The 25487-nt window shown below is 66.6% G+C and carries 24 protein-coding genes; 16 read left to right on the top strand and 8 right to left on the bottom strand.

What is annotated here, in order from left to right:
• A complete protein-coding gene (locus tag AC5Y5O_RS05515) occupies positions 1 to 1161 on the bottom strand; it encodes an acyl-CoA dehydrogenase family protein (RefSeq protein WP_500024100.1) in 1161 nt (386 codons plus the stop codon).
• A gap of 198 nt (positions 1162 to 1359) precedes the next feature.
• Here AC5Y5O_RS05515 and AC5Y5O_RS05510 point away from each other — a divergent pair, with 198 nt between their 5' ends.
• From AC5Y5O_RS05510 to holA, 3 genes are read left to right on the top strand one after another with little or no spacing between them, the layout of a single operon-like run.
• Positions 1360 to 2202, top strand: a complete 843-nt coding sequence (locus AC5Y5O_RS05510) for a ComEA family DNA-binding protein (protein WP_096291266.1) — start codon at positions 1360 to 1362, stop codon at positions 2200 to 2202.
• Complete coding sequence (locus AC5Y5O_RS05505; protein ID WP_243394127.1) at positions 2195 to 3805, top strand: ComEC/Rec2 family competence protein; 1611 nt, start codon at positions 2195 to 2197, stop codon at positions 3803 to 3805. Before AC5Y5O_RS05510 ends, AC5Y5O_RS05505 begins: the two co-directional genes overlap by 8 nt.
• Before the next feature lie 14 nt (positions 3806 to 3819).
• On the top strand, positions 3820 to 4770 hold the full coding sequence (gene holA, locus AC5Y5O_RS05500) for a DNA polymerase III subunit delta (protein WP_500024145.1): 951 nt from the start codon (positions 3820 to 3822) through the stop codon (positions 4768 to 4770).
• Between the two features lie 8 nt (positions 4771 to 4778).
• Here holA and rpsT read toward each other — a convergent pair whose 3' ends face one another.
• Positions 4779 to 5039, bottom strand: coding sequence for a 30S ribosomal protein S20 (rpsT, locus tag AC5Y5O_RS05495; protein WP_025736070.1), 261 nt, complete (start codon positions 5037 to 5039; stop codon positions 4779 to 4781).
• Positions 5040 to 5189: 150 nt separating this feature from the next.
• Here rpsT and AC5Y5O_RS05490 point away from each other — a divergent pair, with 150 nt between their 5' ends.
• The 8 genes from AC5Y5O_RS05490 to AC5Y5O_RS05455 all read left to right on the top strand — a co-directional run bounded on the left by AC5Y5O_RS05490 (position 5190) and on the right by AC5Y5O_RS05455 (position 13121).
• Positions 5190 to 6908 carry a circularly permuted type 2 ATP-grasp protein gene (locus tag AC5Y5O_RS05490; protein WP_423790924.1) on the top strand — a complete coding sequence of 573 codons (1719 nt, stop codon included), beginning with the start codon at positions 5190 to 5192 and terminating at the stop codon, positions 6906 to 6908.
• Positions 6908 to 7885 (top strand): alpha-E domain-containing protein, encoded by a 978-nt coding sequence (locus AC5Y5O_RS05485; RefSeq protein WP_096289240.1) that lies wholly within the window; start codon positions 6908 to 6910, stop codon positions 7883 to 7885. Before AC5Y5O_RS05490 ends, AC5Y5O_RS05485 begins: the two co-directional genes overlap by 1 nt.
• On the top strand, positions 7885 to 8724 hold the full coding sequence (locus tag AC5Y5O_RS05480; RefSeq protein ID WP_096289238.1) for a transglutaminase family protein: 840 nt from the start codon (positions 7885 to 7887) through the stop codon (positions 8722 to 8724). The genes AC5Y5O_RS05485 and AC5Y5O_RS05480 overlap by 1 nt, the downstream gene beginning before the upstream one ends.
• Positions 8725 to 8881: 157 nt before the next feature.
• A complete protein-coding gene (espB, locus tag AC5Y5O_RS05475) occupies positions 8882 to 10321 on the top strand; it encodes an EspB family ESX-1 secretion system-associated protein (protein WP_500024095.1) in 1440 nt (479 codons plus the stop codon).
• 193 nt (positions 10322 to 10514) lie between these two features.
• Positions 10515 to 11744, top strand: coding sequence for an EspA/EspE family type VII secretion system effector (locus tag AC5Y5O_RS05470; RefSeq protein WP_096289234.1), 1230 nt, complete (start codon positions 10515 to 10517; stop codon positions 11742 to 11744).
• A 25-nt stretch (positions 11745 to 11769) separates the two neighbouring features.
• The gene (locus AC5Y5O_RS05465; RefSeq protein ID WP_096289232.1) at positions 11770 to 12087 is read left to right on the top strand and encodes a type VII secretion target; all 318 of its coding nucleotides are present in this window, start codon (positions 11770 to 11772) and stop codon (positions 12085 to 12087) included.
• A gap of 41 nt (positions 12088 to 12128) precedes the next feature.
• Positions 12129 to 12746, top strand: a complete 618-nt coding sequence (locus AC5Y5O_RS05460) for a hypothetical protein (RefSeq protein ID WP_500024093.1) — start codon at positions 12129 to 12131, stop codon at positions 12744 to 12746.
• 12 nt (positions 12747 to 12758) lie between these two features.
• Positions 12759 to 13121, top strand: coding sequence for a YbaB/EbfC family nucleoid-associated protein (locus AC5Y5O_RS05455; protein ID WP_096289228.1), 363 nt, complete (start codon positions 12759 to 12761; stop codon positions 13119 to 13121).
• Positions 13122 to 13148: 27 nt separating this feature from the next.
• Here AC5Y5O_RS05455 and AC5Y5O_RS05450 read toward each other — a convergent pair whose 3' ends face one another.
• The 3 genes from AC5Y5O_RS05450 to AC5Y5O_RS05440 all read right to left on the bottom strand — a co-directional run bounded on the left by AC5Y5O_RS05450 (position 13149) and on the right by AC5Y5O_RS05440 (position 17168).
• Positions 13149 to 15083 (bottom strand): EspK C-terminal domain-containing protein, encoded by a 1935-nt coding sequence (locus AC5Y5O_RS05450; protein WP_500024090.1) that lies wholly within the window; start codon positions 15081 to 15083, stop codon positions 13149 to 13151.
• 199 nt (positions 15084 to 15282) lie between these two features.
• Entirely contained in the window at positions 15283 to 16320 is a 1038-nt protein-coding gene (locus tag AC5Y5O_RS05445) for a glycosyltransferase family 9 protein (RefSeq protein ID WP_500024088.1), read from the bottom strand.
• Positions 16321 to 16325: 5 nt separating this feature from the next.
• Positions 16326 to 17168 (bottom strand): ribonuclease Z, encoded by an 843-nt coding sequence (locus tag AC5Y5O_RS05440; protein WP_500024086.1) that lies wholly within the window; start codon positions 17166 to 17168, stop codon positions 16326 to 16328.
• Between the two features lie 149 nt (positions 17169 to 17317).
• Here AC5Y5O_RS05440 and AC5Y5O_RS05435 point away from each other — a divergent pair, with 149 nt between their 5' ends.
• The gene (locus tag AC5Y5O_RS05435) at positions 17318 to 17746 is read left to right on the top strand and encodes a CBS domain-containing protein (RefSeq protein ID WP_096289220.1); all 429 of its coding nucleotides are present in this window, start codon (positions 17318 to 17320) and stop codon (positions 17744 to 17746) included.
• Between the two features lie 91 nt (positions 17747 to 17837).
• Here AC5Y5O_RS05435 and AC5Y5O_RS05430 read toward each other — a convergent pair whose 3' ends face one another.
• Complete coding sequence (locus AC5Y5O_RS05430; protein ID WP_370495171.1) at positions 17838 to 18440, bottom strand: type II toxin-antitoxin system PemK/MazF family toxin; 603 nt, start codon at positions 18438 to 18440, stop codon at positions 17838 to 17840.
• Between AC5Y5O_RS05430 and lepA the strand changes: the two genes are divergently transcribed.
• Genes lepA through AC5Y5O_RS05410 form a run of 4 tightly spaced genes read left to right on the top strand, consistent with a single transcriptional unit; the run spans position 18417 to position 22735 of the window.
• Complete coding sequence (gene lepA / locus AC5Y5O_RS05425; protein ID WP_500024141.1) at positions 18417 to 20414, top strand: translation elongation factor 4; 1998 nt, start codon at positions 18417 to 18419, stop codon at positions 20412 to 20414. The two genes, AC5Y5O_RS05430 and lepA, sit on opposite strands and share 24 nt — an antisense overlap.
• Positions 20411 to 21139, top strand: coding sequence for a sensor domain-containing protein (locus AC5Y5O_RS05420; protein WP_096289216.1), 729 nt, complete (start codon positions 20411 to 20413; stop codon positions 21137 to 21139). Before lepA ends, AC5Y5O_RS05420 begins: the two co-directional genes overlap by 4 nt.
• Positions 21140 to 21182: 43 nt before the next feature.
• Entirely contained in the window at positions 21183 to 21905 is a 723-nt protein-coding gene (locus AC5Y5O_RS05415) for a sensor domain-containing protein (protein WP_207768554.1), read from the top strand.
• Between the two features lie 59 nt (positions 21906 to 21964).
• Positions 21965 to 22735, top strand: coding sequence for a sensor domain-containing protein (locus tag AC5Y5O_RS05410; protein WP_500024083.1), 771 nt, complete (start codon positions 21965 to 21967; stop codon positions 22733 to 22735).
• A 5-nt stretch (positions 22736 to 22740) separates the two neighbouring features.
• On the opposite strand, the gene AC5Y5O_RS05405 is transcribed toward AC5Y5O_RS05410, so the two are convergent.
• On the bottom strand, positions 22741 to 23310 hold the full coding sequence (locus tag AC5Y5O_RS05405) for a metallopeptidase (RefSeq protein WP_096289212.1): 570 nt from the start codon (positions 23308 to 23310) through the stop codon (positions 22741 to 22743).
• Positions 23311 to 23393: 83 nt separating this feature from the next.
• Positions 23394 to 25433 carry a glycoside hydrolase family 15 protein gene (locus tag AC5Y5O_RS05400; protein WP_500024081.1) on the bottom strand — a complete coding sequence of 680 codons (2040 nt, stop codon included), beginning with the start codon at positions 25431 to 25433 and terminating at the stop codon, positions 23394 to 23396.
• Positions 25434 to 25487 lie beyond the last annotated feature (54 nt).

Genomic DNA, 25487 nt, shown 5'->3' with positions numbered 1-25487 from the left:
TCACAATCCCAGAATGGTGGACGCGATGATGTTGCGCTGCACCTCGCTACTGCCGCCATAGATCGACGTCTTGCGGTAGTTGAGGTAGCGCGGCGCACTGTGTTGTGCCCAGTCCGGAGACGCGATGCCGTCCCCATCGGCGGGCAGCGCGTCCGGGCCGGCGACCTCGACAAGGAGCTCGGTGGCGATCTGCTGCAACTGGCTGCCGCGCAGCTTGAGCACCGACGACGCCGGGTTGGGTTGGCCGTCCGCGGAATCCGTCACCACTCGCGACTGCGTGAGTTCCAGTGCCAGCAGCTCATTTTCGGCCTCCGCCAGCCGGGCCGCGAACAGCGGATCGGCGATGATGCCGGTCTCGGTGGCGAACTTCTTCACCTCGGCGAGGCGCACTTTGGTACGTCCGACGCCGGCGATGCCGGTGCGCTCGTTGCCCAGCAGGAACTTCGCGTAAGTCCAACCCTTATTCTCTTCTCCGACAAGCTGATTGGCGGGCACCCGGACATCTTCGAAGAACAACTCGTTGACCTCGTGGCCGCCGTCGATCGTCTTGATGGGCCGTACGGTGATGCCCGGCGTCTTCATGTCGAAGAGCAGGAACGAGATGCCGGCCTGGCGCTTGGGCGCCTGCGGGTCGGTGCGGACCAGGCAGAAGATCCAGTCGGCGTACTGGCCGAGCGTGGTCCAGGTCTTCTGTCCGTTGACGACGTAGCTGTCGCCGTCGCGCACCGCAGTGGTGCGCAGCGACGCGAGATCGGAGCCGGCTTCGGGCTCGGAAAAGCCCTGGCACCACCAGATGTCGAGGCTGGCCGTGGGCGGCAGGAAGCGCTCCTTGATCTCCTGAGACCCGAATTCGGCGATCACCGGGCCCACCATCTTGGTGTTGAAGTTCAACGGCTCCGGGACACATGCCAGCTGCATCTCGTCGGCCCAGATCTGGTGCTGGGTGGGCGTCCAGTCCTTGCCGCCCCAGTCCACCGGCCAGCTCGGTACGGCCAGACCGTGCTCGTGCAGGATCTTGTGGCTGGTGACCACGTCGTCGTGCACCACCTCCGCCGAGCCCCGGCGTACCCGGTCGCGCGCGTCTTGCGGGATCTTGGTCGTGAAAATGGTGCGGAGCTCGTCGCGGAACGCGGCTTCCTCCGGCGTCAGCGCCAGTTGCATGCAGACTCCTTTGCCTGGGTTGAGCGTGGCGACCGCTGTTCCGACGGAATGGGCGCCCCGTCCGGTCGTGCGCTCCGAGTTCCATCTTGACCCATCCGGGGCTGTGCTTGTGCACAGCCTCCGGTTAATCCACAGCGTGCGGTGGAGACGGCGCCGGGCGGAACCGTGCGGGCGGTCGGCGCACCTACCGTCGGGCGCATGCGAACAGAACTTCCCGCCGAGCGGTTACACCGGCGCCTCGGCGCCGACCCCGATGCCGATTCGGATGCCGAGGAGCCGGGCCAGGACGAACCGGACGAGGACCAGAACTCGTTGCTGCCGCGTTGGCTTCCCGCCGTGTCGGAGAGCGGGAACTGGCGGGCCCGGCTGCGTGCCGATCCGGGCCGCGCCGGTGCGATCGCGTTGGCCGTGATTGCAGCCCTGGCCGTGCTGATCACGATATTCACGCTGGTTCGCGACCATCCCACACCGGTGATGTCCGCAAAGCTGCCCCCGGTCGAGAAGGCGTCCACGCCGAGCCCTAGGTCCTCAGCGACTCCCGGTCCGGACCGGCCGGTGGTGGTCAGTGTGGTGGGCCTGGTGCACAAGCCGGGTCTGGTGACGTTGACCCCGGGTGCGCGGATCGCCGATGCGTTGCAGGCCGCCGGCGGTGCCCTGGACGGCGCCGACACGATCGGCCTGAACATGGCCCGCCCACTCGGTGACGGTGAGCAGATTGTCGTCGGGCTGGCACCGGTGTCCGGGCAGCCGACCGCGCTGGGCAGCTCGGTCACGCCCGGCTCGTCGCCGTCCGCGAAGACGCCGGTGCCGACGGGGTCGGTCAAGGCCTCCGGGCGGCCGAAGGCGGGCGAGGTGCTCGACCTGAATACCGCGACCGTGGAGCAATTGGACGATCTGCCCGGGGTCGGCCCGGTCACCGCCGCCGCGATCGTGAGCTGGCGGCAGGCCAACGGCAGGTTCACCAGTGTCGACCAGCTCGCCGACGTCGATGGCATCGGGCCGTCTCGGCTGGATAAGCTGCGCGCCCTGGTTCGTGTCTGACGCGCCGGTGCGGGCGCTGTCGGAGCTCGCCCGCCTCGATGTACGGTTGGTCCCCGCCGCACTCACCGGCTGGATCGTCACCGCGTCGGGCATCGTGTGGCCCGTCGGCCGTGTGCTGGCGTGGTGCTGCGTCGCACTGGTCGCCGCGGCCGCAGCGCTGGCCTGGCGAGGGGCACGACAAGCCGCCCGCCACCGGCGGCTGCGGGCCGTCGCTGCCGGTCTGGTGGCGATCGGAGCGGTCGGCTCCGGATTCGGATTCGCGATCGCACTGCGCGCCGACGCGGTGGCTCGGCATCCGATGACCGCGGCGTTCGGGACGGTCGCCCCGGTGACCGTGACGCCCAGTGAGAGCGCGCTGTCGTTGGGCGCGGGCCGGCTGATGTTTCGTGCCACCCTGCAACGGCTGCGCGACGACGCGATATCGGGCCGGGTAATCGTTTTCGCGCGAGCATCGGACTTCGATGTGATGGTGGGCCAACCGGTGCGGTTCTCCGCGCGGATCAGTCGCCCCACTCGCCACGACTTGACCGTCGCGGTGCTCAACGCGGCGGGCCGGCCCGTCCCGGGCCGGGCGGGGGCGGTGCAGCGGGCCGCGCACGTGGTGCGCGGCCGCTTTGCCGCCACCGCGCACGAAGTGCTGCCCGCCGCGCAGGCGGCGATGCTGCCGGCGCTGGTCCTGGGCGACACCTCGGCGCTCACCGCCGACACCGGCCGCGAATTCCGGGCGGCCGGCATGACGCACCTGACGGCCGTCTCGGGAGCCAACGTCACGATCGTGTGCGCCGCGGTGCTGTTCTCGGCGAGGCTCATCGGTCCGCGAGCGGCGGTGCTGCTCGCGGGTGTGGCATTGGTGGCGTTCGTGATCGTCGTCCAACCGACCGCCAGCGTGTTGCGGGCGGCGGTGATGGGCGCCATCGCGCTGGCGGGGATGTTGACTGCACGCCGGCGGCAAGCGATTCCGGCGCTGTCGGCCACGGTGCTGCTGTTGCTTGCCCTCGCTCCCCAGCTCGCTGTCGATGCCGGCTTCGCGCTGTCGGTGCTGGCGACCGGCGCGCTGGTGGTCATCGCGCCGGTCTGGTCGCGTCGGCTGGCGGCCAAGGGTTGTCCCAAGCCGCTCGCGGATGGACTCGCTGTTGCGGTCGCCGCGCAGCTGGTCACCGCGCCCCTGGTTGCCGGCATCTCGGGGCGCTTCAGCCTGGTGGCCGTGGCCGCCAACCTGGCCGCCGCGCCGGTCATCGCACCCATCACCGTGCTGGGCAGCGCGGCGGCCGTCATGTGCGTGTTCTGGCTGCCGGGGGCGCAGCTGCTGATGCGTTTCACCGGCCCGGAGGTGTGGTGGGTGTCCGCGGTGGCGCACATCGCGGCCGGGGCGCCCGCGGCGACCGTGCCGGTACCCGATGGCCTGGCCGGCGTGCTGCTGGTTGGCTGCGCCACCGCGCTGCTACTCGCGCTCGCGGTGCTGCTGTGGCGACGGCCCTGGTTTCGCGCGTCGACCCGGGTGGCCGGGCTGCTCGCGGTGCTGTGTGCGCTGGCCTGGTCGGCGTCGGAGCTGCTGGATCCCCGAGCGGATTGGTCGGCCCTTCGTGACACCATCGTGGGGTGAGTGAGGCGTCGCCGTTGCACCTGGTCCTGGGAGACGAGGAACTACTGGTCGAGAGGGCCGTGGCGGACGTGCTGCGGGCGGCACGCAAGCGTGCCGGTAGTGACGACATCCCGGTCAACCGCATGCGGGCCGGCGACGTCAGCACCTTCGAGCTCGCCGAGTTGCTCAGTCCGTCGCTGTTCGCCGACGAACGCATCGTGGTGCTGGAGGCCGCGGCCGAAGCGGGCAAGGACGCGGTCACGATGATCGCCGCGGCCGCCGCGGACCTGCCGCCGGCCACGATGCTGGTGGTGGTGCATTCGGGCGGCGGGCGCGCCAAGGCGCTGGCCGACCAGCTGAAGTCGTTGGGCGCCGAGGTGCATCCCTGCGCACGGATCACCAAGCTGAGCGAACGCATCGACTTCATCCGCAAGGAGTTCCGCGCGCTGCGAGTCAAGGTCGACGAGGACACCGTCACCGCCCTGTTGGACGCCGTCGGCTCCGACGTTCGCGAGCTCGCCTCGGCGTGCTCGCAGCTGGTTGCGGACACCGGCGGTGAGGTCGACGAGGCCGCGGTGCGCCGCTACCACAGCGGCAAGGCGGAGGTGAAGGGCTTCGATATCGCGGATAAGGCCGTGGCCGGCGATGTCGCGGGCGCTGCCGAGGCACTGCGGTGGGCAATGATGCGCGGCGAGCCGCTGGTGGTGCTGGCCGACGCACTGGCCGAAGCCATCCACACCATCGGTCGGGTCGGGCCGCTTTCCGGCGACCCGTACCGGCTGGCCGGGCAGCTGGGGATGCCGCCCTGGCGGGTGCAGAAGGCTCAGAAGCAGGCCCGGCGCTGGTCGCGCGACAGTGTGGCAACCGCGATGAAAGTGGTCGCCGAACTCAACGCCGACGTCAAGGGTGCCGCCGCGGACGCCGACTACGCGTTGGAGTCAGCGGTCCGAAAGGTAGCGGAACTGGTCGCCGACCGGGCCCGATAGCCCAGGGCTCAGATCTTGTTGAGGGAACGCGCCAGCGCCGACTTCTTGTTCGCGGCCTGGTTCTTGTGGATTACGCCCTTGGTGGCCGCCTTGTCCAGCTTGCGGTTGGTCGACACCAGCAACTCCGCGGCCTTGTCCTTGTCACCGGCTTCGGCCGCCTCGCGGAACGCGCGCACGGCGGTGCGCAGCGACGACTTCACCGACTTGTTGCGCAGTCGGGCGCGCTCGTTGGTCTTGATGCGCTTCTGCTGCGACTTGATGTTGGCCACGCGGAACTTTCCTTCGTCGTCTCTGGTGTTTGCAAGTATTCGTCTCGGGGGGCGCCCCACACCCGATTGCGACTGCTCAGGTTAGCAGTCGGTTACGTTTTCTCCCAAAACGGGAACTCGTGGCCTGCCATAACGTCGATTTGAGGCAGCATCCTAAAAGTGAGTCTTGCGAACCAGGTTGAAACAGCCAGGCGGGGTTCGCGCGGCGCTGCACAGGCGCCGGCGCGGTCCGAGCGCATCTTCCGCGGGTACAACTCGTCGGACGCCTACGAAATGGCCTTCGACGAGATGTTCGACGCGCAGGGCAACGTGCGTGGCCCGTATAAGGGCATCTACGCCGAACTGGCGCCGTCGGACGCGTCGGACCTGCGAGCCCGCGCCGACGCGCTGGCCCGAGCGTTCATCGACCAGGGCATCACGTTCTCCTTATCGGGCCAGGAAAGGCCGTTTCCGCTGGACCTGGTGCCGCGGGTGATCTCCGCGGCCGAATGGAACCGACTCGAGCGTGGCATCGTCCAACGGGTCAAAGCCCTGGAGATGTACCTCGACGACATCTACGGCGATCAGGAGATCCTCAACGACGGCGTGATTCCGCGCCGTCTGGTCACCTCCTGCGAGCACTTTCACCGTCAGGCTGTCGGCATCGTCCCGCCCAACGGTGTGCGTATCCACGTCGCCGGCATCGACCTGATCCGCGACGAGAAAGGCACCTGGCGGGTCCTCGAGGACAACCTGCGCTCCCCGTCGGGCGTGTCGTATGTGATGGAGAACCGGCGCACGATGGCGCGGGTCTTCCCGAACCTGTTCGCCACCCACCGGGTGCGTGCGGTCGACGACTACGCTTCGCACCTGTTGCGAGCACTGCGCAATTCCGCGGCGACCAACGAGGCCGACCCGACCGTGGTGGTGCTGACCCCCGGCGTCTACAACTCCGCCTACTTCGAGCATTCGCTGCTCGCCCGTCAGATGGGCGTCGAACTGGTCGAGGGCCGCGACCTGTTCTGCCGCGACAACCAGGTGTACATGCGCACCACCGAGGGGGAGCGCCAGGTCGACGTCATCTATCGGCGCATCGACGACATCTTCCTCGACCCGCTGCAGTTCCGGGCCGACTCGGTGCTGGGGGTGGCCGGCCTGGTCAACGCCGCCCGCGCCGGCAACGTCGTGATCTCCAGCGCGATCGGCAACGGCGTCGGCGACGACAAGCTGGTCTACACCTACGTGCCGACCATGATCGAGTACTACCTCGGCGAGAAGCCGCTGCTGGCCAATGTGGACACCTACCGGTGCTGGCTGGACGACGAACGCGAGGAGGTGCTCGACCGGGTCGACGAGCTGGTCATCAAGCCGGTCGAGGGATCCGGGGGTTACGGCATCGTGTTCGGTCCGGAAGCTTCCGAAAAAGAACTCGCGGCGGTCAGCAAGAAAATCCGTGACGAGCCCCGCAGTTGGATCGCGCAGCCGATGATGGAGCTGTCCACCGTGCCGACGCGGATCGGCAACGCGCTGGCCCCGCGCTACGTCGACCTGCGACCGTTCGCGGTCAATGACGGCGACGAGGTGTGGGTGCTGCCGGGCGGGTTGAGCCGAGTGGCCCTGGTCGAGGGCTCGCGGGTGGTCAACTCCAGTCAGGGTGGCGGCTCCAAGGACACCTGGGTGCTGGCGCCGCGCACATCCGGCGCCGAACGCGAGCTGGGCGCCGCCGAAGTCGTGCGGTCGTTGCCGAAGTCCAGGTCGGATCACGAGGCCGACGACTCGTCGGCCTCGTCGCATCAGCAGCCGCTGCAGGGTGAGCAACCGCAGGAGGAGAAGCGGCCGAAAAAGCAGAAGCAAAAGCAGCAGCAACAACAGCAGAGGACGGTCCGCTGATGTTGGCCCGAAATGCCGAGGCGCTCTACTGGATTGGCCGCTATGTCGAGCGGGCCGATGACACCGCGCGCATTCTGGATGTGGCGCTGCACCAACTGCTGGAGGATTCCAGCGTCGACCCCGACCAGGCCTCCCGGCTGCTGTTGCGGGTGCTCGGCATCGAGGCGCCGGACCACGACTTGGACGTCTGGTCGTTGACCGACATGGTGGCCTACAGCACCGACAACAAGGGCGGTTCCTCGATCGTCGACGCAATTACGGCGGCGCGCGAGAACGCCAAGTCGGCCCGCGAGGTGACGTCCAGCGAAATCTGGGAATGTCTCAACACCACCTACCACGCCCTGTCCGAACGCCAACGTGCCGCCAAACGCCTTGGGCCCCATGAGTTTCTGTCGTTCATCGAGGGCCGGGCCGCGATGTTCGCCGGCCTGGCGGATTCGACTCTTTCGCGTGACGACGGATACCGATTCATGTTGTTGGGCCGCGCCATTGAGCGCGTCGACATGACGGTGCGGCTCTTGCTGTCTCGGGTGGGGGACAGCGCCTCCTCGCCGGCCTGGGTCACCCTGCTGCGCTCGGCGGGCGCTCACGACACCTATCTGCGTACCTATCGCGGGGTGCTGGACGCCGGCCGGGTGGTCGAATTCATGATGCTCGACCGGTTGTTCCCGCGTTCGGTGTTCTACTCGCTCAAGCTCGCCGAGGAGAGCATCGAAGAGTTGGTGCGCAACCCGATGAGCCGGGTGGGGGCCACCGCGGAGGCGCAGCGACTGCTCGGACAGGCCCGCAGCGAACTGGAATTCCTGCCACCGGGCGTATTGCTCGACACGCTCGAGACGCGGCTGGACGGCCTGCAGACAACCTGCCGAGATGTCGGAGATGCGTTGTCGCTGCAGTACTTCCATGTCACGCCATGGGTGGCATGGTCGGATGCGGGCAATAGCGCCAGCCTGGTCGCCCGGAACGGGGATACCTGATGTGGCGGCTGCGCGTGGTGCACACGACCGGGTTCGCCTACCAATCGCCGGTGACCGCGTCCTATAACGAGGCCAGGCTGACCCCGAGTTCGGACACCCGGCAAAACGTCATCCTCAACCGGGTCGAAACCATTCCGGCAACCCGGTCTTACCGCTACATCGACTACTGGGGCACCGCCGTCACCGCGTTCGACTTGCACGCGCCGCACACCGATCTGACGGTGACGTCGTCGTCGGTCGTCGAGACCGAGCAGCCGGAGCCGGCCGCCAAGGACGTCAGCTGGACGGACCTACAGTCCGCCGCGGTGATCGATCGGTTCGACGAATTGCTCCAGCCCACCGACTACACCCCGGCAAGCAAGCGGCTCAGCTCGGTCGGCAAGAAGATCATCAAAAGCCACGAGCCACAGGAAGCCGTGATCGCCGCGGCCAACTGGGTGCACGGCGAGCTGGAATACCTTCCGGGGACCACCGGGGTGCACTCGCCCGGGATCGAGGCGCTCCGGGCGGGCAAGGGCGTCTGTCAGGACTTCGTTCACCTGTCGCTAATGCTGTTGCGCGAGATGGGAATTCCGGCCCGTTACGTATCGGGGTATTTGCACCCCAAACGGAACGCCGTCGTCGGGGACACCGTGGACGGTAGAAGCCACGCGTGGCTCCAAGCCTGGACGGGTGGGTGGTGGAACTACGACCCGACCAACGACACCGAGATCAGCGAGCAATACGTCAGCGTCGGCGTCGGGCGCGACTACACCGACGTGTCCCCGCTCAAGGGCATCTTCTCGGGGCAGGGCGCAACCGACCTCGACGTCGTCGTCGAGGTCACCCGCCTGGCCTAGCGGCATCGGATCGGCGATCGCACGATCGCGCTGCGACTCCGACCTTGCTGCATTACGATGAGCCTCGCCCGCACGGCGCAGCAAAGCTGACGAGTGCAGTTTCAGCCGGGCGATTGGTTCTCGTGATGATCGCTTCGGCGCCGAAGGAGAGTCGTTCATGGCCGAGATGCTCAAGGTCGAGTACGACGAGCTGATGGCCCGGGCGGCCGAACTCGAGGTGCCACTGCCCATTCCGCCGCAGCAGAACGCCCGGCCCCCGTGCGCCATTTCTTTTGTCGAGGATTCCGGCACCCAGCTGGATTATTCTGCCGCCGCGATTCGCGAAAGCATCAAACGTGCCGAGCAGGAATACCTGATACTTGCGGAATCGCTGCGGAACGCGGCGCTGGCCTACGAGGAAGCCGATCAGGCGGCCGCGGACGCGCTCACCGCGGGGTCATCCACCACGCCCGAGTCCGCGAGCACGCCTGCTGCGCAGAAAACCGGCAGGGACGACCAATTCCCGCCACCGCCGGAAACGCCGGGATATGACGGTTATTACGACCTCAGGAAAGCGATCGCGGATATCGAGGCGCCGGATCAAGGCATCGCATACGCCAGATTCGAGGCCGAGTGGAACAACTATGTTTTGGTGCTGCAATCCGCTGCCGTCATGCAGCGGTTCCGGCCATTCGAATATTGGGAAGGCGAGTCCGCGGCCGCGGTCGAAGCCAATTTCGAACAACAGAAGAAATATTTGATCCAGCTGGGCGGCGGCTCGTGCTATCAGATCACCGGTCAATCCAGAGCTGTTTTAGACGCCCACAAATGGGCCGTCACGGTCCACCCCACGTCCTACGACCTCTACATCGCCGACTTCTGGTACGACGAGTACGGAAGGAGGGGAGACATCAACCGGCAGAACGAAATTCTGACGTGGTACGTGGATATGCAGGAAAGGTCGGAGACGGTGCTGGCCGATTACAATCAGCGCGCCGCGTTGCCGCTGGCGCTCGTGTATCCCTCCAATCCGCCGGCCGCGGTCACGATCAAGGCGCCGCTGCAAATACCGGATAACGCCGGGGAAGTCATCCGTGGCGCTATCGGTGGTGTCGTCGACTCGGGGACCGGTGTCGCCAACCCCGGTGCGCTCGCGTCGCAGCTGGGCAACACCAACATCGCGGACACGGTGAGCAGCCTCAGCAACATGGCCTCCAGCCAAACCGACCCGGCCGGTGACCCATTCGCCCAGGCGGCACCGCCACTGCCGACGGGAGTGCCCGGACTCTCGACCGGCGGTGGGGTCAAGCCGGCGTCGTTCGGCGGCGGCGGCATGCCGTCGATGCCGTTGCAGGGCTCGTCGGACGCGGAAGCGGGTTCGGGTGGTTCGACACGACCCGCGGCCGGCGGGGTTGGCGTTGGTCCGGGTGCGGGCGGCGCGGCGGCCGGCCGCGGCGCGATGGGCGGCGGGATGCCGATGGGCGCCGGCGCTAATCAGGGCCAGGGCAAGGACTCCAAGGCCAAGCGCTACGGGGACGAAGAGGACATCTACACCGAGGATCGACCGTGGACTTCGTCGGTCATCGGTGTTCGCCGACGCAACGACACACCCGAGTAATCGTGCGCCGGCGTGGCTGAGATGGCGTTGCCAGCAAAGGTGAACAACAGTCGACCAACGAGCGTCGCACAAGTGTCGGTAGGCGAAAGTGCCTGCTGCGCAGCAAGATTGGTGCACACTTCATCCAGTGCGCTGTTAGACTCCATTCGAATTACGGCCGCCGGGTTCCGGTGAAATTCGGAGGAAATCAACGATGCCCAAGATTTCGGATACCTGGAAGCCCGGCTTCAGCGCGGTCGCGGCCGGCAAAGCCTTCGCGACGGGCAATTACGCCGACGGCGCCCTCAACCTTTTCCTGGCGCTGGGCCAAGGCGGATATGCGATCGGTAAGAACTACCTGCCCAAATCCAAGGGCCTCGACTTGCTCTCGGGCAACTGGGGTAGCGAGGAATCGTTAAGGGACGCCTTCGGGGTCGAGGCCGTCATCCTGGAACGCGGCATACAGATCGTGACCGCTTTGACGCTTCTCCTCGGCAGCGGCAAGGAGCAGGGTCAGACGTACGAATCGGCTTCCAAAGACTTCGACCTGGCGTGGCAGAACCTCAAAGATGCTGCGGTGGACAGTGAATCCTGGTCGGGCGCGTCGGCCGACGCCTACAACGCCCGCAACGCCGAACAAATGCAATGGGCGTCAACGGCGGCGGATCTCGATCTCCAGGTCGCGGCGCTGCTCTTGCAAAACTCCGACATGCTGGGAAATTGCAAAATCACCCTGACGAGTGTCAGGGCCTTTTTCACCGTGTGTATCCCGATAGCGGCGACCCTGAGATGGGCCGCGGGCCCGGCCGGCCCAGCGATTTCACGCTGGTTCCAGTGGGCGGCCTTCGGGATAGGTATGGCGGTGGCGCTCCCCACGACCGGTCTGGCTGCTCTCAAAGCCGGGCAAAACGCGAATCAGCTCCAGCTCATCAACCTCGAATACACCGGGATCGCCGCCAGCGCGGTTGTCACGGGTTCGGAGTCGACGACGCCGGAGGTGGCGCCCGCGCCGAAGTCCAGCGTGAGCGGGTTCGACCAGATCAACGCGGGGTCCTCGGCCGCGGTATCGGGTGGTTTCGACGGGCCGGCATCGCAATCCGCCGGGACACCTTCCCCGGGCGCGGCGAGCACCGGCGAAGGTGAAAGTCCGCAGGGTGTTTGGGCCGGCGAGCCGTCCGAACGGGCTGTCCCGCAGACCGGTACCGCGGCGGCATACGCCATGCCCCCCGTCGGTCAGGTGTCGGGCCGACAGTCGGGCTCGCGGGCCGCGTCGGGGTCGGCCGCGTCCTCGGAGAAGTCGCCTGTCCGGGAGAGCGCCGCCGCCGAGGAAGACGTTCTCAGTCGGGACTTCGAAACGGCGGCCACGGGCGCCGGAGTCGGAGAACGTGCCCCCGTCGATACCCCCGCGGCCGGCGCCGAACAGGCGCAGGAACGCGTCCGCTGAGACACCAAGGTCGAGGAAAGAATCCATGACAGACAATCTGCAAGTCGAGCCCGCCGCCCTGGAAGCGGCCGCTGTCGAGCAGGATGAATCCGCCGTCGCAATCGGCAACGCGATGGCAACGGCCAATGGGTTGGCCCAAAAGCTGATCTGGGACCACGGTTTGATCTCGGCGGCGTTCTGGGGCGTCATGTTCGTCACGGAGCGAGAACGAGAAGCCGCGTGCACCAACATGATCAGCGTGTGCGAGGACCTGGCCCAAAAATTGCGTGACAGTGCGACCGCGTATGGCAGCACCGACACCCAGACCGGCGCGAACCTCAAACGGCAGGTGTTACCCGGCTGATCGGCCGCTTACCGTTATCAGTTCGAAGGAGAGACGCCAGAGTGGACACCACACAGCACGGGCACGGCGACGACGGAAATTACGCCGCCTGGGATTTCGGCGATAACCCCGCACCCGAAAGCAGTGACGGTTTCGGACAGGAGAGCGGCGCGTTCCTGGATTTCGGGGACGGGGTCGATGCCGCCGAGCCGTCGGTGATCGACTCATTGGTGGTCAGCGAGCCGGCCCCGCCCCTGCACACCGGGGACGAATTGATCGATGCGCTGGCCGAGAACGATGGTGACCCTGACGCCGCCGGCGCTGAAGATGACGATGCCGTACCGACGGCCAAGGTGACCAATCCCCCCGAGACCGTGTCGGTAACGGCGACCATGGACGGCAGAGTTTCACTGGTCGAGCTGTCGGCGGATGCGGCGAAGATGACCGAATCCGGGCTTGCGGCAGAGATATTCGCCATCGCGGACCTCGCTCGGCAACGGGCACTGTCGATTCAGCACTCATTCGTGCTCGACGCCTTCCGGCACTTGGGGATAACAGATCAAGAGGATGAAGAGTTTATTGCCGAAGCACTGGAGACCGGCGTAACGCAGTTGCGATCGCCTGATCAGGCTATTCGCGCACAGGCGGATGTGTTCGCCACGCGCTACGGCAACGATTAGTAAGGACGTCAGATGAGTACCGAGATGCACCCCGTCGTGGCCGAGGTGCTGCGCACCGCGCAGCAGATCCAATCGATGGCAGACGCGCAGACGGACAATCTGAAAGCCGAATCCTTCAGTGGCTCAGATGAAACCGAAACCGTGCGGGCCACGGTCGACGGTCACCAATGGCTTACCGGCTTGCACATCGACGACGGCCTGCTGCGACTGGGTATCGAAACCGTGGCGCTGCGGGTCAACGAGGCGATACAAAACGCGCAGGCCACCGCGGCGCCGGTGGTCGATGCCGAACAGGAGCAGTTGATCGAGTCGCTGGGACAGATGGCGGACTCGCTTACTGCGGCGACGAGCTCGTTTCAAGCGAAACCGGAGTAGCAGCAAGGCATTTGATGGCCGTTGGGATTAGGGCGTGGTCGCGGGCTGCGCCGGTGACGGCGCGGTTGCGGCATCGAGCAACGCGGTGACGTGCTTCCAGTAAAGCCAGTCGCTGACGGCGCAACGCTGGGCAACCGGATCGGCCGCCACGCGCGCTTCGCCGAGGATCACTTCTTGGGCGTGCGCGGCGTAGCCGCGGAAGGCCCGCAAGTGGGCCTTCTCGCGGCCACTGGCACGGCTCGCCAAGGGACGCATCACCTCCAGCCACAACTTCGAGCGCCCGTCCGTGGGCGCGCTGGCCGGCGGCGCCGGCAACAGGGCAAGCAACCGCGAATCGGGAGTACCCGCCAGGCGCTCTGCCGACGAAGGATCGACCACCTCCAGCCGGGACCGCCCGGCCATTGCGCCGCTTTCCGGGATGTCCTCGGGCTTCAGCACGACCTTGGCCACGCCCGGATCGGAATCGCCGAACTGCTCGTCGGTCGCAATCACCGCTCGCAGCTTGGTGTTTCGGTGTGCTGCCCAACCCTGCACGGCGACCACCGGGTAGGTGGCCCAGCGTGCGCGCTCGGTGGCCGGAATCGCCGTCTCGGCACTGGCCAGGTGAACCTGTTCGGGTAGCCGCACGCCGTCGGGGAGGTAGGCCAGTCCGTAGTTGTTGGCCACCACGATGACGCCCTCGGTGGTCACCGCGGTCACCCAGAAGAACTTCAAATGGCCGGCGCCGCCGCTGTCGGGTGCATTCAGCGCAGCCGCGATGCGCCGCGCGAGCACCAGGGGATCGGCCCCGCCGCGACGCGCCGCCGCCGCAGCGGCATCGCGTTCGGCCCGCGCCGACGAAACCGGAATCGCCGCGGCCGCATCGGATTCGGTGCGCTGAGCCTGGGCCGCAGCCGCCTTCGGGCCGGCCGCTGCGGCACTGCGCGGCGACGGATGGGCCGCAGCCGGTCGCATACCGGCCGATGAACCGGGCGAGTTTTGCCCGACCGGCGCACCGGACCCCGTGCTCGAACCCGCGGCGGCACCGCGCGATCCGGCGGGTGCCGCCGGTGCGGCAGGCATTCCGGTCGCCGACGCCGGCGCCATCGCGGGACCCGTGTCGCGCGGCCCCGCCCACTGCGCGGCCGGCGCGGCCGGCATGGCGGTGTTGCGGCCGCCGGCGCCCAGGGGTGGCGCGGATTCCGCCGGGCTCAACGGTTTCGGTGCGCTCGGTGGCACGGCCGCAGCGGTCCCGCCGGTGGTTGCCGGCGCTACCGGCGCTGGCGGTGCCGGGGCCATAACAGTTGTCGGCGGTGTGGCGGTGGTGGCCGGCGGGGGAGCCGCGGTCGAGGGCGGCGCGGCGCCGTCCGGGGAACCCTGTCCCCAGGAACGGCCACCCCGGTCACGATCGCCCAGCAATGGGTCCGGGGACGAGGAGTCCGGCGGTGCCTTCTGGTCGAGCAGATCCTGCAGCGCGCGCTCAGGCGGCTTCCAGTCCTTGCTCTCCAAAATCTGCTCCGCGGTGCCTTGGACCACGCCGACATTAGCGGTATGCGTCGCGGCGACCACCGAATTGATGGCGGCGGTTCGTTCGGCGGGCTCGAGCTTGGCATCCTGCTCGATCAGATTGATCCGCCGGTGCGCGGCCTCCACGTTGTCGCCGATGTCCGACTTCGCTTGCTCGATCGATCCGGCGACCTTCCGCTGCCAGGTGATCGCGGTCGCCAAATCGTCTTGCAACTTCACCAATTCGTCGATATTCGATTCGACCCGGCCGTTGGCGGCTCCCGCTGCACCGCCCGACCAGAGTCCACTGGCGAAGATCTCGCCCTGCTGCCGGCGGAAGGTGTCCAGCACTTCGGTTACCTGCCGCAAGACCTGCAGGTACTGCTGGGCTCGGTCGTAGAAGGCGTCCTCGGCTACGTCGGGCCATCCGCCACCGTCGAGCATGGCCTCGGCAAACCCGCCCGTCGGCTTGACCATGCCCATAACCTAGGTCCTCTCCCGTTGCCGAACCCCCCGCATCAGGGTTGGCGGCCAGCAACCTAACGGTCGCGGGCTTGGCGTGCTTGGTCAATAAGCTTAATCGAGTTGAGGCCAAGGTATTTCCGCAAAATTGCGCCAGCGGACGCCTTGCCACAAGCCGGATTTCGGTTAACGGGAGCTGAGCAGTGGCCATCGTTCAGAAATGTTCGTCGGCAATGTCGTGCAATGCGGCGAACACCTCTTCGACGCTGATGTCGGCCATCCGCAGTTGATCGAGGTGCCGGTGCGGCCCGAATCTGAATCCCCACGTCAGCGATCGCGTCGGGCCGAAGAGTCCGACGCCCGGCACCCTCGCCAGGTCGGCGGCATGCAGCATGCAGGAGTCGATGCCCAGGAATAGGTCCGCGTGGGCGACCATGCTCATGCTCAGATCCAGCGGGAGCCCGAGATGGGGGACGATGCGATCCCGTTCCCGCCCGACGGTGAGGTCCTCGAGTCCCATCCCGACGACCCATGCCACGAAGTCGGGCCGACTCGACAGGAATCGGTTCAGCAGATCGATGAATCGTGTGACGGGCCAACGCTTTTCCTTCCAATCGGTGTCCGCGTGCACGACCAGTACCTTGGTCCCGGGCCGCAGCGCCGCACGCATCGACCGGGCTTGCTCTTGCACCGACGACGGAATGGACACCGGCTGGGCGTAGTCCTCGATCCGCAGCGACCGATCGAACAGACGCGCCAACTTGAACAGCAGGTCGCAGGCGTGCCACGCCTGTTTGGGAACCGTGACGTCGTATTCGGCGTAGTCGCCGGCGAAGCCGATGGTCGTGGTAGGGCCGAGGCGCCGCCGGAGGTCCCGAAAAGCGTCCATCGGCAAGTTCGTGCTCACGGCGTTGATGAGCACGTCGACGGGACCGAGCTGTGCGGCCAAGGCCGCACAGTCGGGGGACCGAACGGGAAGAGCGGACGGCCCCGTTTCCGGCACTCCGGTGACGTCGACAAGGCGGGGGCTCACTTCCCGGAAGCAGAGGTCGAAGGACACCTTGGGGGAAAGCACCGTCAGTGGGGCGTCGAACATGTCGCTTAAGGCGCGCACCGTCGGCAGCGTCAGGACGGCGTCGCCGATGTTGGCGGCGAAATATAGCGCGGGTCGAGGCACCTGCAGCAGATGACTCAGCGCGCCGGGTTCGATATCTGCCCAATTCTCGTCCTCGTGGACTGCGACGTCGTTCACCCCAGCTACGACCGCGGCGGGACTTCGACCCGGTGCAAGTCGTCGCCCAGCTCGATGCGGCCGCCGAATTCCTGGGCGGCCAGTGTCCGCCACTGTTCTTCTTGTCCGGGCACCAGCGCGGGCACATAGTGCGTCATGACCAGCGTGCCCACCCCGGCGCGGGCCGCGGTGGCCGCGGCTTCCTCGACCGACGAGTGGTAGTCGCAAATGTCCTGCAGCCGCTGCTGCGGGATCTGGGTGACGATGTCCTTGCGGATCACGGTGTGCACCAACGCGCCTGCCCCGGCCGCCAGCTCGTCCAGGCCCGGGCACGGCACCGTGTCGCCGGCCAGCACCACCGAGGCGCCGTCGGCGTCGACCCGGAACCCGATCGTCGGTGCGACCGGCCGATGGTCGGTCGGAGCCACCCGAATCGAGACGCCGTCGCGGTCCCACACCGGGCCGTGCGTGTACTCGTGCACCTCGACCGCTGGTGGGGTGTTCAGGTCGTCGTGATGGGCGATCCGGTAGCTGATGTCGTGGCCGAACGCCTTCAGCGTCGCCTCGACCGTCTCCGCCGTGCCCGGTGGCCCGATGATCGGGAACGGCGCCGGATCGGGTGTGAACGTGGTGATCCATCGCGTGATCAGCAGGTCGCCGAGATCGCCGATGTGGTCGCTGTGCAGGTGGGTGAGCAGCAGGGCCGACAACCCGGCGGCGCCCACACCGATGGCCGCGGCGCGCTGCAGGACACCGCGCCCGCAATCCACCAGGAACACCTGCCCGCCGGCCCGCACCAGCGTCGCCGGTCCCGCGCGATTCGGGTCGGGGATGGGACTGCCGGTGCCCAACAGGGTGATCTCGATCATGGCCCTTATCCTTCAAGACGCGTCGGCGGAGTGTGGCTCATTTGCCGGTATCGACGGGTGATCGGGCCGCCGGTTTTCGCGTTGGCTTTCCCACCGCGCGAGTTGGCCGTAGCCTGGTGTGAAGCAGATCACAACCAGCTGGAGGCTTGATGCGGATAGCGGACGTTTTGCGGAACAAAGGCGCGGCGGTCACCACGATCAATCCCGACGCGTCGGTCCGGGAATTGCTCGCGGGCCTCGCCGAGCAAAACATCGGCGCCATGGTGGTGGTCGGCGACGAGGGAGTCGTCGGCATCGTGTCCGAGCGCGACGTCGTGCGCCAATTGCACGTGCATGGCCCCGGCATGCTCACTCGCCCGATCTCCAAGATCATGACCGCGACGGTCGCGACGTGCACGAAGTCCGACACGGTCGACGAGATCAGCGTGCTGATGACCAAGAACCGGGTGCGTCACGTGCCCGTGCTCGACGGCAAGAAGCTGATCGGCATCGTCAGCATCGGTGACGTCGTCAAGACGCGCATGGAAGAGCTCGAGGCCGAACAGCAGCAGCTGCAGTCCTACATCACCCAAGGCTGAGTGCGGGAGACTTCACCGCGAGCGTAGGCACACTGCGAAATCCGACGCCGCGAATGGCCGTGCGCTTACGCTCGCGACACAACGCCAGGGCCTACCGCCAGGCGTAGTCGGTGCGCAGGCGTGCGGCCACCACGTCGAAGACCTCGCGCTGCAGGATCGCGCCCTCGCGGCGAATGCCCTCCTCGGGCACATCGAGCACCCGATCCAGCCGCACCCAGCTCGGCCTGCCCTCGTAATCCCAGTCGCCGGTGCCGATCCCGACCCAATCCGGGTCGGCGGCGTAGCGCTCCTGGCTGGACAGCATGAGTCCGAGCAGGACGCCGCGGTCGCGGCCGACGACGAGGACCGGGCGGTCCTTGCCCTGGGTGGGGTCGTCTTCGTAGACCACCCACGTCCAGACGATCTCCCCGGGATCGGCCCGCCCGTCGAGGTCTGGGGCGTAGACCACTTTGCGGGCCCGTTGCGCGGTCGGAAAGCTGTCGCTGGTCACCGGCCGTCCCTCGGTGATCGACGGCGCCTGTGAGTCGCCGCTGGACGCCCGCGCGTTCGCGGTCGTTTTGACGACTTGCTCGATTTCGCGGTAGACCGCGTGCGCGGTCTGAACCTGCTGGATGAAACGCGGAACCCCGTAAACGACGACGTTCTGGGCAAACCGCTGGAAGGTCTTCCACTGCGATTTCCGGCTGGACGCCATAGTCGCAGCATAGTCGTCGGTACCCGGGCGCCTCTGTGTCCGAGTATGTCCCGACCAGCTTGCATAGATACCCTGGACGTAACCGCGAACCGCCGGTCAAGCAGCATCAACAGCACCCGCCAGGAGATCCCCATCAGCAGTTTCGCCGACAAGACCTTCACCGCGCCGGCGCAGATCAGGAACTTCTGCATCATCGCTCACATCGACCATGGCAAGTCCACCCTGGCCGACCGGATGCTTCAGCTCACCGGCGTCGTCGACGAGCGCTCGATGCGTGCGCAATACCTGGACCGGATGGACATCGAGCGGGAGCGCGGCATCACCATCAAGGCCCAGAACGTCCGGCTGCCCTGGAAAGTCGATGGCACCGACTACGTCCTGCACCTGATCGACACCCCGGGCCACGTCGACTTCACCTACGAGGTGTCCCGCGCGCTGGAAGCGTGCGAGGGTGCGGTGCTGCTGGTCGACGCGGCGCAGGGCATCGAGGCCCAGACGCTGGCAAACCTCTATCTGGCGCTGGACCGCGACCTGCACATCATCCCGGTGCTCAACAAGATCGACCTGCCGGCCGCCGACCCGGACCGCTATGCCGGCGAGATCGCGCACATCATCGGTTGCGACCCCGGCGACGTGCTGCGTGTCTCCGGCAAGACCGGCGAGGGCGTGGCCGACCTGCTCGACCATGTGGTGCGCGAGGTGCCGCCCCCGCAGGGCGACGCCGACGCTCCGACCCGCGCGATGATCTTCGACTCCGTCTACGACATCTACCGTGGCGTGGTGACCTACGTCCGCGTGGTGGACGGCAAGATCGTGCCGCGTGAGCGCATCCTGATGATGTCCACCGGCGCCACGCACGAGCTGCTCGAGGTCGGCATCGTCTCGCCCGAACCGAAGCCCAGCGCGGGGCTGGGTGTGGGCGAGGTGGGGTACCTGATCACCGGTGTCAAGGACGTCCGCCAATCCAAGGTCGGGGACACCGTGACGACGGCGCGCAACGGCGCCAAGGAGGCGCTGACCGGTTATCGGGAACCCAAGCCGATGGTCTACTCGGGCCTGTATCCCGTGGACGGCTCGGACTACCCGGACCTGCGCGACGCCCTGGACAAGCTGCAACTCAACGACGCGGCGTTGACCTACGAGCCCGAGACCTCGGTCGCGCTGGGCTTCGGATTCCGTTGCGGCTTTTTGGGTTTGCTGCACATGGAGATCACCCGCGAACGCCTGGAGCGCGAATTCGATCTGGACCTGATCTCGACGTCGCCCAACGTCGTATACCGGGTGGTCAAAGAGGACAACAGCGAGATCGTGGTGACCAACCCGTCGGACTGGCCCGAGGGCAAGGTCCGCGAGGTGTACGAGCCGATGGTCAAGACCACCGTCATCGCGCCCAGCGAGTTCATCGGCACCATCATGGAGCTGTGCCAGTCACGCCGCGGTGAGCTGGGCGGCATGGACTACCTGTCGCCGGAACGTGTCGAGCTGCGCTATTCGATGCCGTTGGGCGAGATCATCTTCGACTTCTTCGACTCGCTGAAGTCACGGACCCGCGGCTACGCCAGCCTGGATTACGAGGAGGCCGGTGAGCAGCTGGCCGACCTGGTCAAGGTCGACATCCTGCTGCAGGGGGAGGCCGTCGACGCGTTTTCGGCGATCGTGCACAAGGACGGGGCTTCCACTTACGGCAACAAGATGACGACCAAGCTCAAGGAGCTGATCCCGCGTCAGCAGTTCGAGGTGCCGGTGCAGGCCGCGATCGGGTCGAAAATCATTGCGCGCGAGAATATCCGGGCAATCCGCAAGGACGTGCTCTCCAAGTGCTACGGCGGTGACATCACCCGTAAGCGCAAACTGCTGGAAAAGCAGAAGGAGGGCAAGAAGCGGATGAAAACCATTGGGCGCGTTGATGTTCCGCAAGAGGCATTCGTCGCGGCGCTGTCCACCGATGCCGCGGGGGACAAAGCCAAGAAATGAGTTACCGGTGGTGCAGCGTGGCGCCGCTGATAGCAGTCCTGCTGGCCACCGGGTGCACTTCCACGATCGGCGGCAAAGCAGTTCCAGCGCCGGCTCCGCCCCTGCTACGGCTCCTGCTCGACGGCGCAACGCTGAGCAAGCTGCTTGACCAACCGTTCCAGCGTGCACCGTACCTGCCGCCGTCGTACGGCGGCAGCGAGAAGCTCGGAACGGCTTGGGAAGACTCCCGGCCGGCCGAGTGCATCGGCGTCAGGTTCATGATGCAGAAGATGGCGTACGCATCCGTCCCGGTGAAGGGCGTGGCCGACGAGATCTGGGCCAACGACGGCCACTCGGTGCGGGTGGATGACGTCGACGAGGGCGTCGTCTCGTTTCCTTCCGCGAAGGACGCCGCCGCCGCGTTCGCAACCTTGTCCGCCCAATGGCAGGGATGCGACGGCGCGACATTGACCACCAGCGATCGCACCTTTCCGACCGCCGCCATCTCCGACGTGCGCGTCGCGGATTCTGTTGTCGCAGCAAGCATTCTGATGAACCCGCACGCACAGTCGATTCTGGCCGGGATACCGATTGCTCGGGCTCTGGGTGTTCGGGGCAACTACGTGTTCGAGGTCGCGGTGCGCTTCTACGGGGTAGACAATCCCGGTGCCCAGGGCACCGCGGACCCCAAGACCAGCGCCGTGGACATCGCACACGCCATGATGGACCGGCTCGCCCTGAGCTGACATGTTAGAAGTAACCATGCGCACGGTAAAGCTGGCGGCGGCGGTGCTGGCGGTCGCGGCCGCGGCGGCCGGCTGTGACGCGGTTGTCGGGGGTACGGCCAAGCCTGCGCCGAATCAGCTGCCGCATCCGCTCATTGGTGAAACAGTCAGGCAGGTACCGCTGGATGCCACCACCTTGTCGAAACTCCTCGACCGACGGTTCCAGGCCATCTCTCAGTTCCCGCCGGTCTTCGGCGGTGCCGACATATTGGATGACGCCTATCCGGACGTTTCACCCACCGAGTGTCTAGGGGTGATCTACATGACACAGAAAAGCGTCTACCAGTCCGCGGGGGTGAAGAACATCGCGACGCAGCTGTGGCAGCAGGAGGGCGACACGGCCACGGCCGCCGACATCGCCGAGAGCGTCATCGCGCTGCCGACGCGGGCGGACGCAAACGCGTTGTTCGCACAATTCAACGACCAGTGGCGGCACTGCGATGGCAAAACGGTGTCCGTGCCGTCCAGCAGTTTCGTCGAGAACGTCGTCACGAATGTCCGCGTCGCGGATTCCGTTGCCGTGGCCAATGTTTCGAAAAATCCTGATGCGCAATCGATCTTGCATGCCGTCCCGGAAGTGCGTGCCCTCGGGGTGCGGGGCAACTGCCTGGTCGAGGTCGAGGTCGCCTATGTCGGCAGCAGCGAGTTGTCGGACCAGTCGCCCGCCCAGACCGAAGCCGTTACCATCGCGCACGCGTTGATGGACAAGGTCAGCGCGTTGAGTTGAGTTGCGCGCACTGCCCACCGCCGTGCTGTCCGTCGATGCCGAGAAGGTAAGAGGTTGTCATGCGTCTATTCCGGCTGACCGCTTCGTTGGTGATCGTGGCCGCTGTGGCCGGGGGTTGTAGTGCGGTCGTCGACGGGGTGGCCCGGCCCGCGCCGAATCTGAAGCCACGACCGCTCACCGGCCAAGCGGTCAAGCAGGCGCTGCTCGACGGCCCCGCATTGTCGCGGATGCTCGACCAGCCACTGGTTGCGCATGATCCCGCCGACGTCGGCGGCCCCGGCAAGCTTTACCGGGTTGACAGACATGTGTCGCCGGCCGATTGCTTGGGCGTGACGGAAATGCTGCAGGCCAGCGTTTACGATTCCGCCTCCCAGCCTGCCCAAGTCACCGACGTGACGTCGGAATCGTGGTGGAACAACGGCGAACCCGCGCAAGTGATCACGGTCATCGAGGGAGTGGTCGCGCTTGGATCGGTCGCGCAGGCCCAGGGGTTGTTCCGGCAATTCTCGCAGCAGTGGCAACAGTGCGGCGGCGTGACGGCGTCGGAACGGAATGGCCCGATCGCAACGACGAATCAGATCGGTACCGTTAGCGTTACGGATTCCATTGTCGCAGTGACCAATACCGCGACATCGGTGCTGCCCAACATGCCGGCTCTGCGGCCGACGCCGCAGGCCCGCGCCATCGGCGTCCGGTCCAACTGCCTCGTCGAGGTCCAGGTGGTGTTCTTCGGTGAGCGACGCTCTTCGGACCCGGGATCGGGCAACATCGACACCAGTGGTGTCGACATCGCGCACGCGATAATGGACAAGGTCAGCGCGCTGAGCTGACGCGGCTACACCTGTTTGTTGGCGATCACATCGCCCGACACCGCATCGATCGTGACCCGGTGCTCGACGATGTAGCTGTCCCAGGCCACGGCTTGCCACACGGTGGCGCCGTTGCTGTCGCCCAGGCTCAGCTCGCTGATCGATGCGCCCGCGATGATGGCCAGGATCTTTTGCGCCGCGGCACGGTAGTCCAGTTTCGCGGCCTGCACCCAGGCGCGGGTCTGGGCTTTGTCGGCGTCGCTCTGGTTCGCCGGGGTCGGCCCGACCATCAGGGTGACACCGTCACTGGACACGTCCATCGATTGGTTTGTTCCGTCGGGGGTGGCCACCAGGACCCGCCACGATCCGGCCTCCTGGGATCTGATCAACGTCAGCTTGCCGTTCGGAACCGCTGCCACCGCAACGGATCCGGCATGCAGCAGGGTCTGCGGGTCGGGCGGTGCTGCCGGACGTGTCCAATTGGAATGCGGCTTGGTGGTCGTCGCCGAGGTCGACGTCGCGGTCGAATCGCCGCTGTGGCCACCGCACCCGGCCAGCCACGCGATCGACGCGCAGACCAGGGCCACCGTTTTCACCGCTGCTCTCATCGCCCGCCCATCGTGTCAGGTGTGTTCCGTTGTATTTCCAAGCCGGGTAATAGCTTTCGCTACCAGAGTGTTCACATGGGCGCGTTGGCGGGCTGGAACATGCCAGAACCGTCGGATTCCTCCTCGGCGCGAATCACGTGCACGACCGCGTTGATCAGCGCCAGATGGGTGAACGCTTGCGGGAAGTTGCCCAGGTGCCGGCCGGTGCGCGGTTCGATCTCCTCGGCGTAGAGATGCAGCGGGCTGGCGTAGGACAGCAGCCGCTCGCACAGCCGCTTGGCCCGTGCCACCTCGCCGATCTCGACCAGCGCGGACACCAGCCAGAACGAGCAGATCGTGAACGTGCCTTCCTCGCCGGACAGCCCGTCGTCGGTCTGCTCGACCCGGTAGCGCAGCACCAGGCCTTCCTCGGTGAGTTCGTTGGCGATCGCCAGCACCGTGTTACGCACCCGCGGATCGTCGGGCGGCAGGAATCGCGTCAGCACCACCAGCAGCAGCGAGGCGTCCAGCGCGTCACTGCCGTAGCGCTGGGTGAAAACACCGCGGGAGTCCACGCCGTTCTTGAGAATATCGGCCTTGATCTCCTCGGCGATGACCCGCCACTGCTGGGCATAGCTCTTCTCGCCTTGGCGCTCAGCCAGTTTGGAGCCGCGGTCGAGTGCCACCCAGCACATCACCTTCGACGACGTGAAGTGCTGCGGCTCCCCGCGCACCTCCCAGATGCCGCGATCGGGCTCGCGCCAGTGCGCGATCGCCTCTTCCACCTGCTTCTTGAGCACCGGCCACAATGTCTCCGGAACCTGTTCGCGTGACTTGGCGTGCAAATAGAACGAATCCAGGATCGAGCCCCAAATGTCGTGCTGGATCTGGTCATAGGCGCCGTTTCCGATCCGCACCGGCCGCGCGTGGTCGTAGCCGGACAGATGGTTCAGTTCCTCTTCGACCAAGCTGCGCTCGCCACCGACGCCATACATCACCTGCAGCGGATGACGCTCGTTGTTGTTGGCGCCGGACACGTCGGCGATGAACGCGAAGAAGTCGTCGGCCTCGCGATCCAGGCCCAGCGTGTACAGACCCCACAACGCGAAGGTCGAGTCGCGGATCCAGGCGTAGCGGTAGTCCCAGTTGCGCTCGCCCTGCGGCGTCTCCGGCAGCGACGTGGTGCTGGCGGCCAGCAGCGCGCCGGTCGGTGAGTAGGTCAAGCCCTTCAGGGTGAGCGCGCTGCGCTGCAGATAGGCCCGCCACGGATGGTCGGGGAAGTTGCCGATGTTGATCCACTGCCGCCAGCACTCGGTGGTCTGCCACATCTTCTCGGCGGCCTCTTCATAGGTCTGCGGCGCCGGGTGCTTGGTCCAGCTGAGCGCGACGAACACGTCGTCGCCCTCCTTCATCCGGGTGCGCGCCCGCGCCTCGCGGCCCTCCAGCCCGATGTTCAGGTTGCTGGTCAGGCGCAGCTGCGGGTGGTCGTCGGGCTGCTTGCTGGCGCGCGCGAGCACCTCGCCGTACGCGTGGGCCGAGTATTCCCACGCGGGGCCGATGCGGTGGTAGTCGAACGCCGGTTCGCAGCTCATGACTAGCTCGACGGTGCCGCTGACGCAGCGCACCGTGCGCAGCAGGATGTGCTCGGCATCCCAGTCCATCGGCGTACGGCGGTGGGTCTTCGACCGGCGCTCGATGTCATGCCAGGGACCCATCACCAGCGCGTCGCGCACGATCAGCCAGCCGGTATGGGTCTGCCAGGTGGTTTCCATGATCAGGCTGCCGGGCAGGTAGCGGCGCGCCGAGGGAACCGAGACGCCGTACGGTCCGAGCCGGAAATGGCCCGCGCTGCGGTCCAGGATCGCGCCGAACACGCTGGGCGAGTCCGGCCGGGGCACGCACAGCCACTCGACCGAACCGGCGGGGGAGATCAGGCACGTCGTTTCCCAGTCGGACAGGAATGCATAGTCGGCGATCGGCGGAAACGGGTTGCGCAGCGAGCTGCTGGAGGTAAACGGAGCCGCGGCGCTGAAATCGAGCGGCGAAGCCAGCGGTGGTTGGCGCGCGGAAGGAAATGACTGCTCGGACTCCCCGTTGGCGGGCTGGTCGGCGGGTTCGGCGTGCATGACCATCCCGCCATCATCATCTGTCGAGGTGCCCGGCGTCCATTTTTTGTCCAGCCGCTG

The organism is Mycobacterium sp. NGS40 (assembly GCF_059812735.1).
This window is presented reverse-complemented; position numbering and strand designations above follow the sequence as displayed.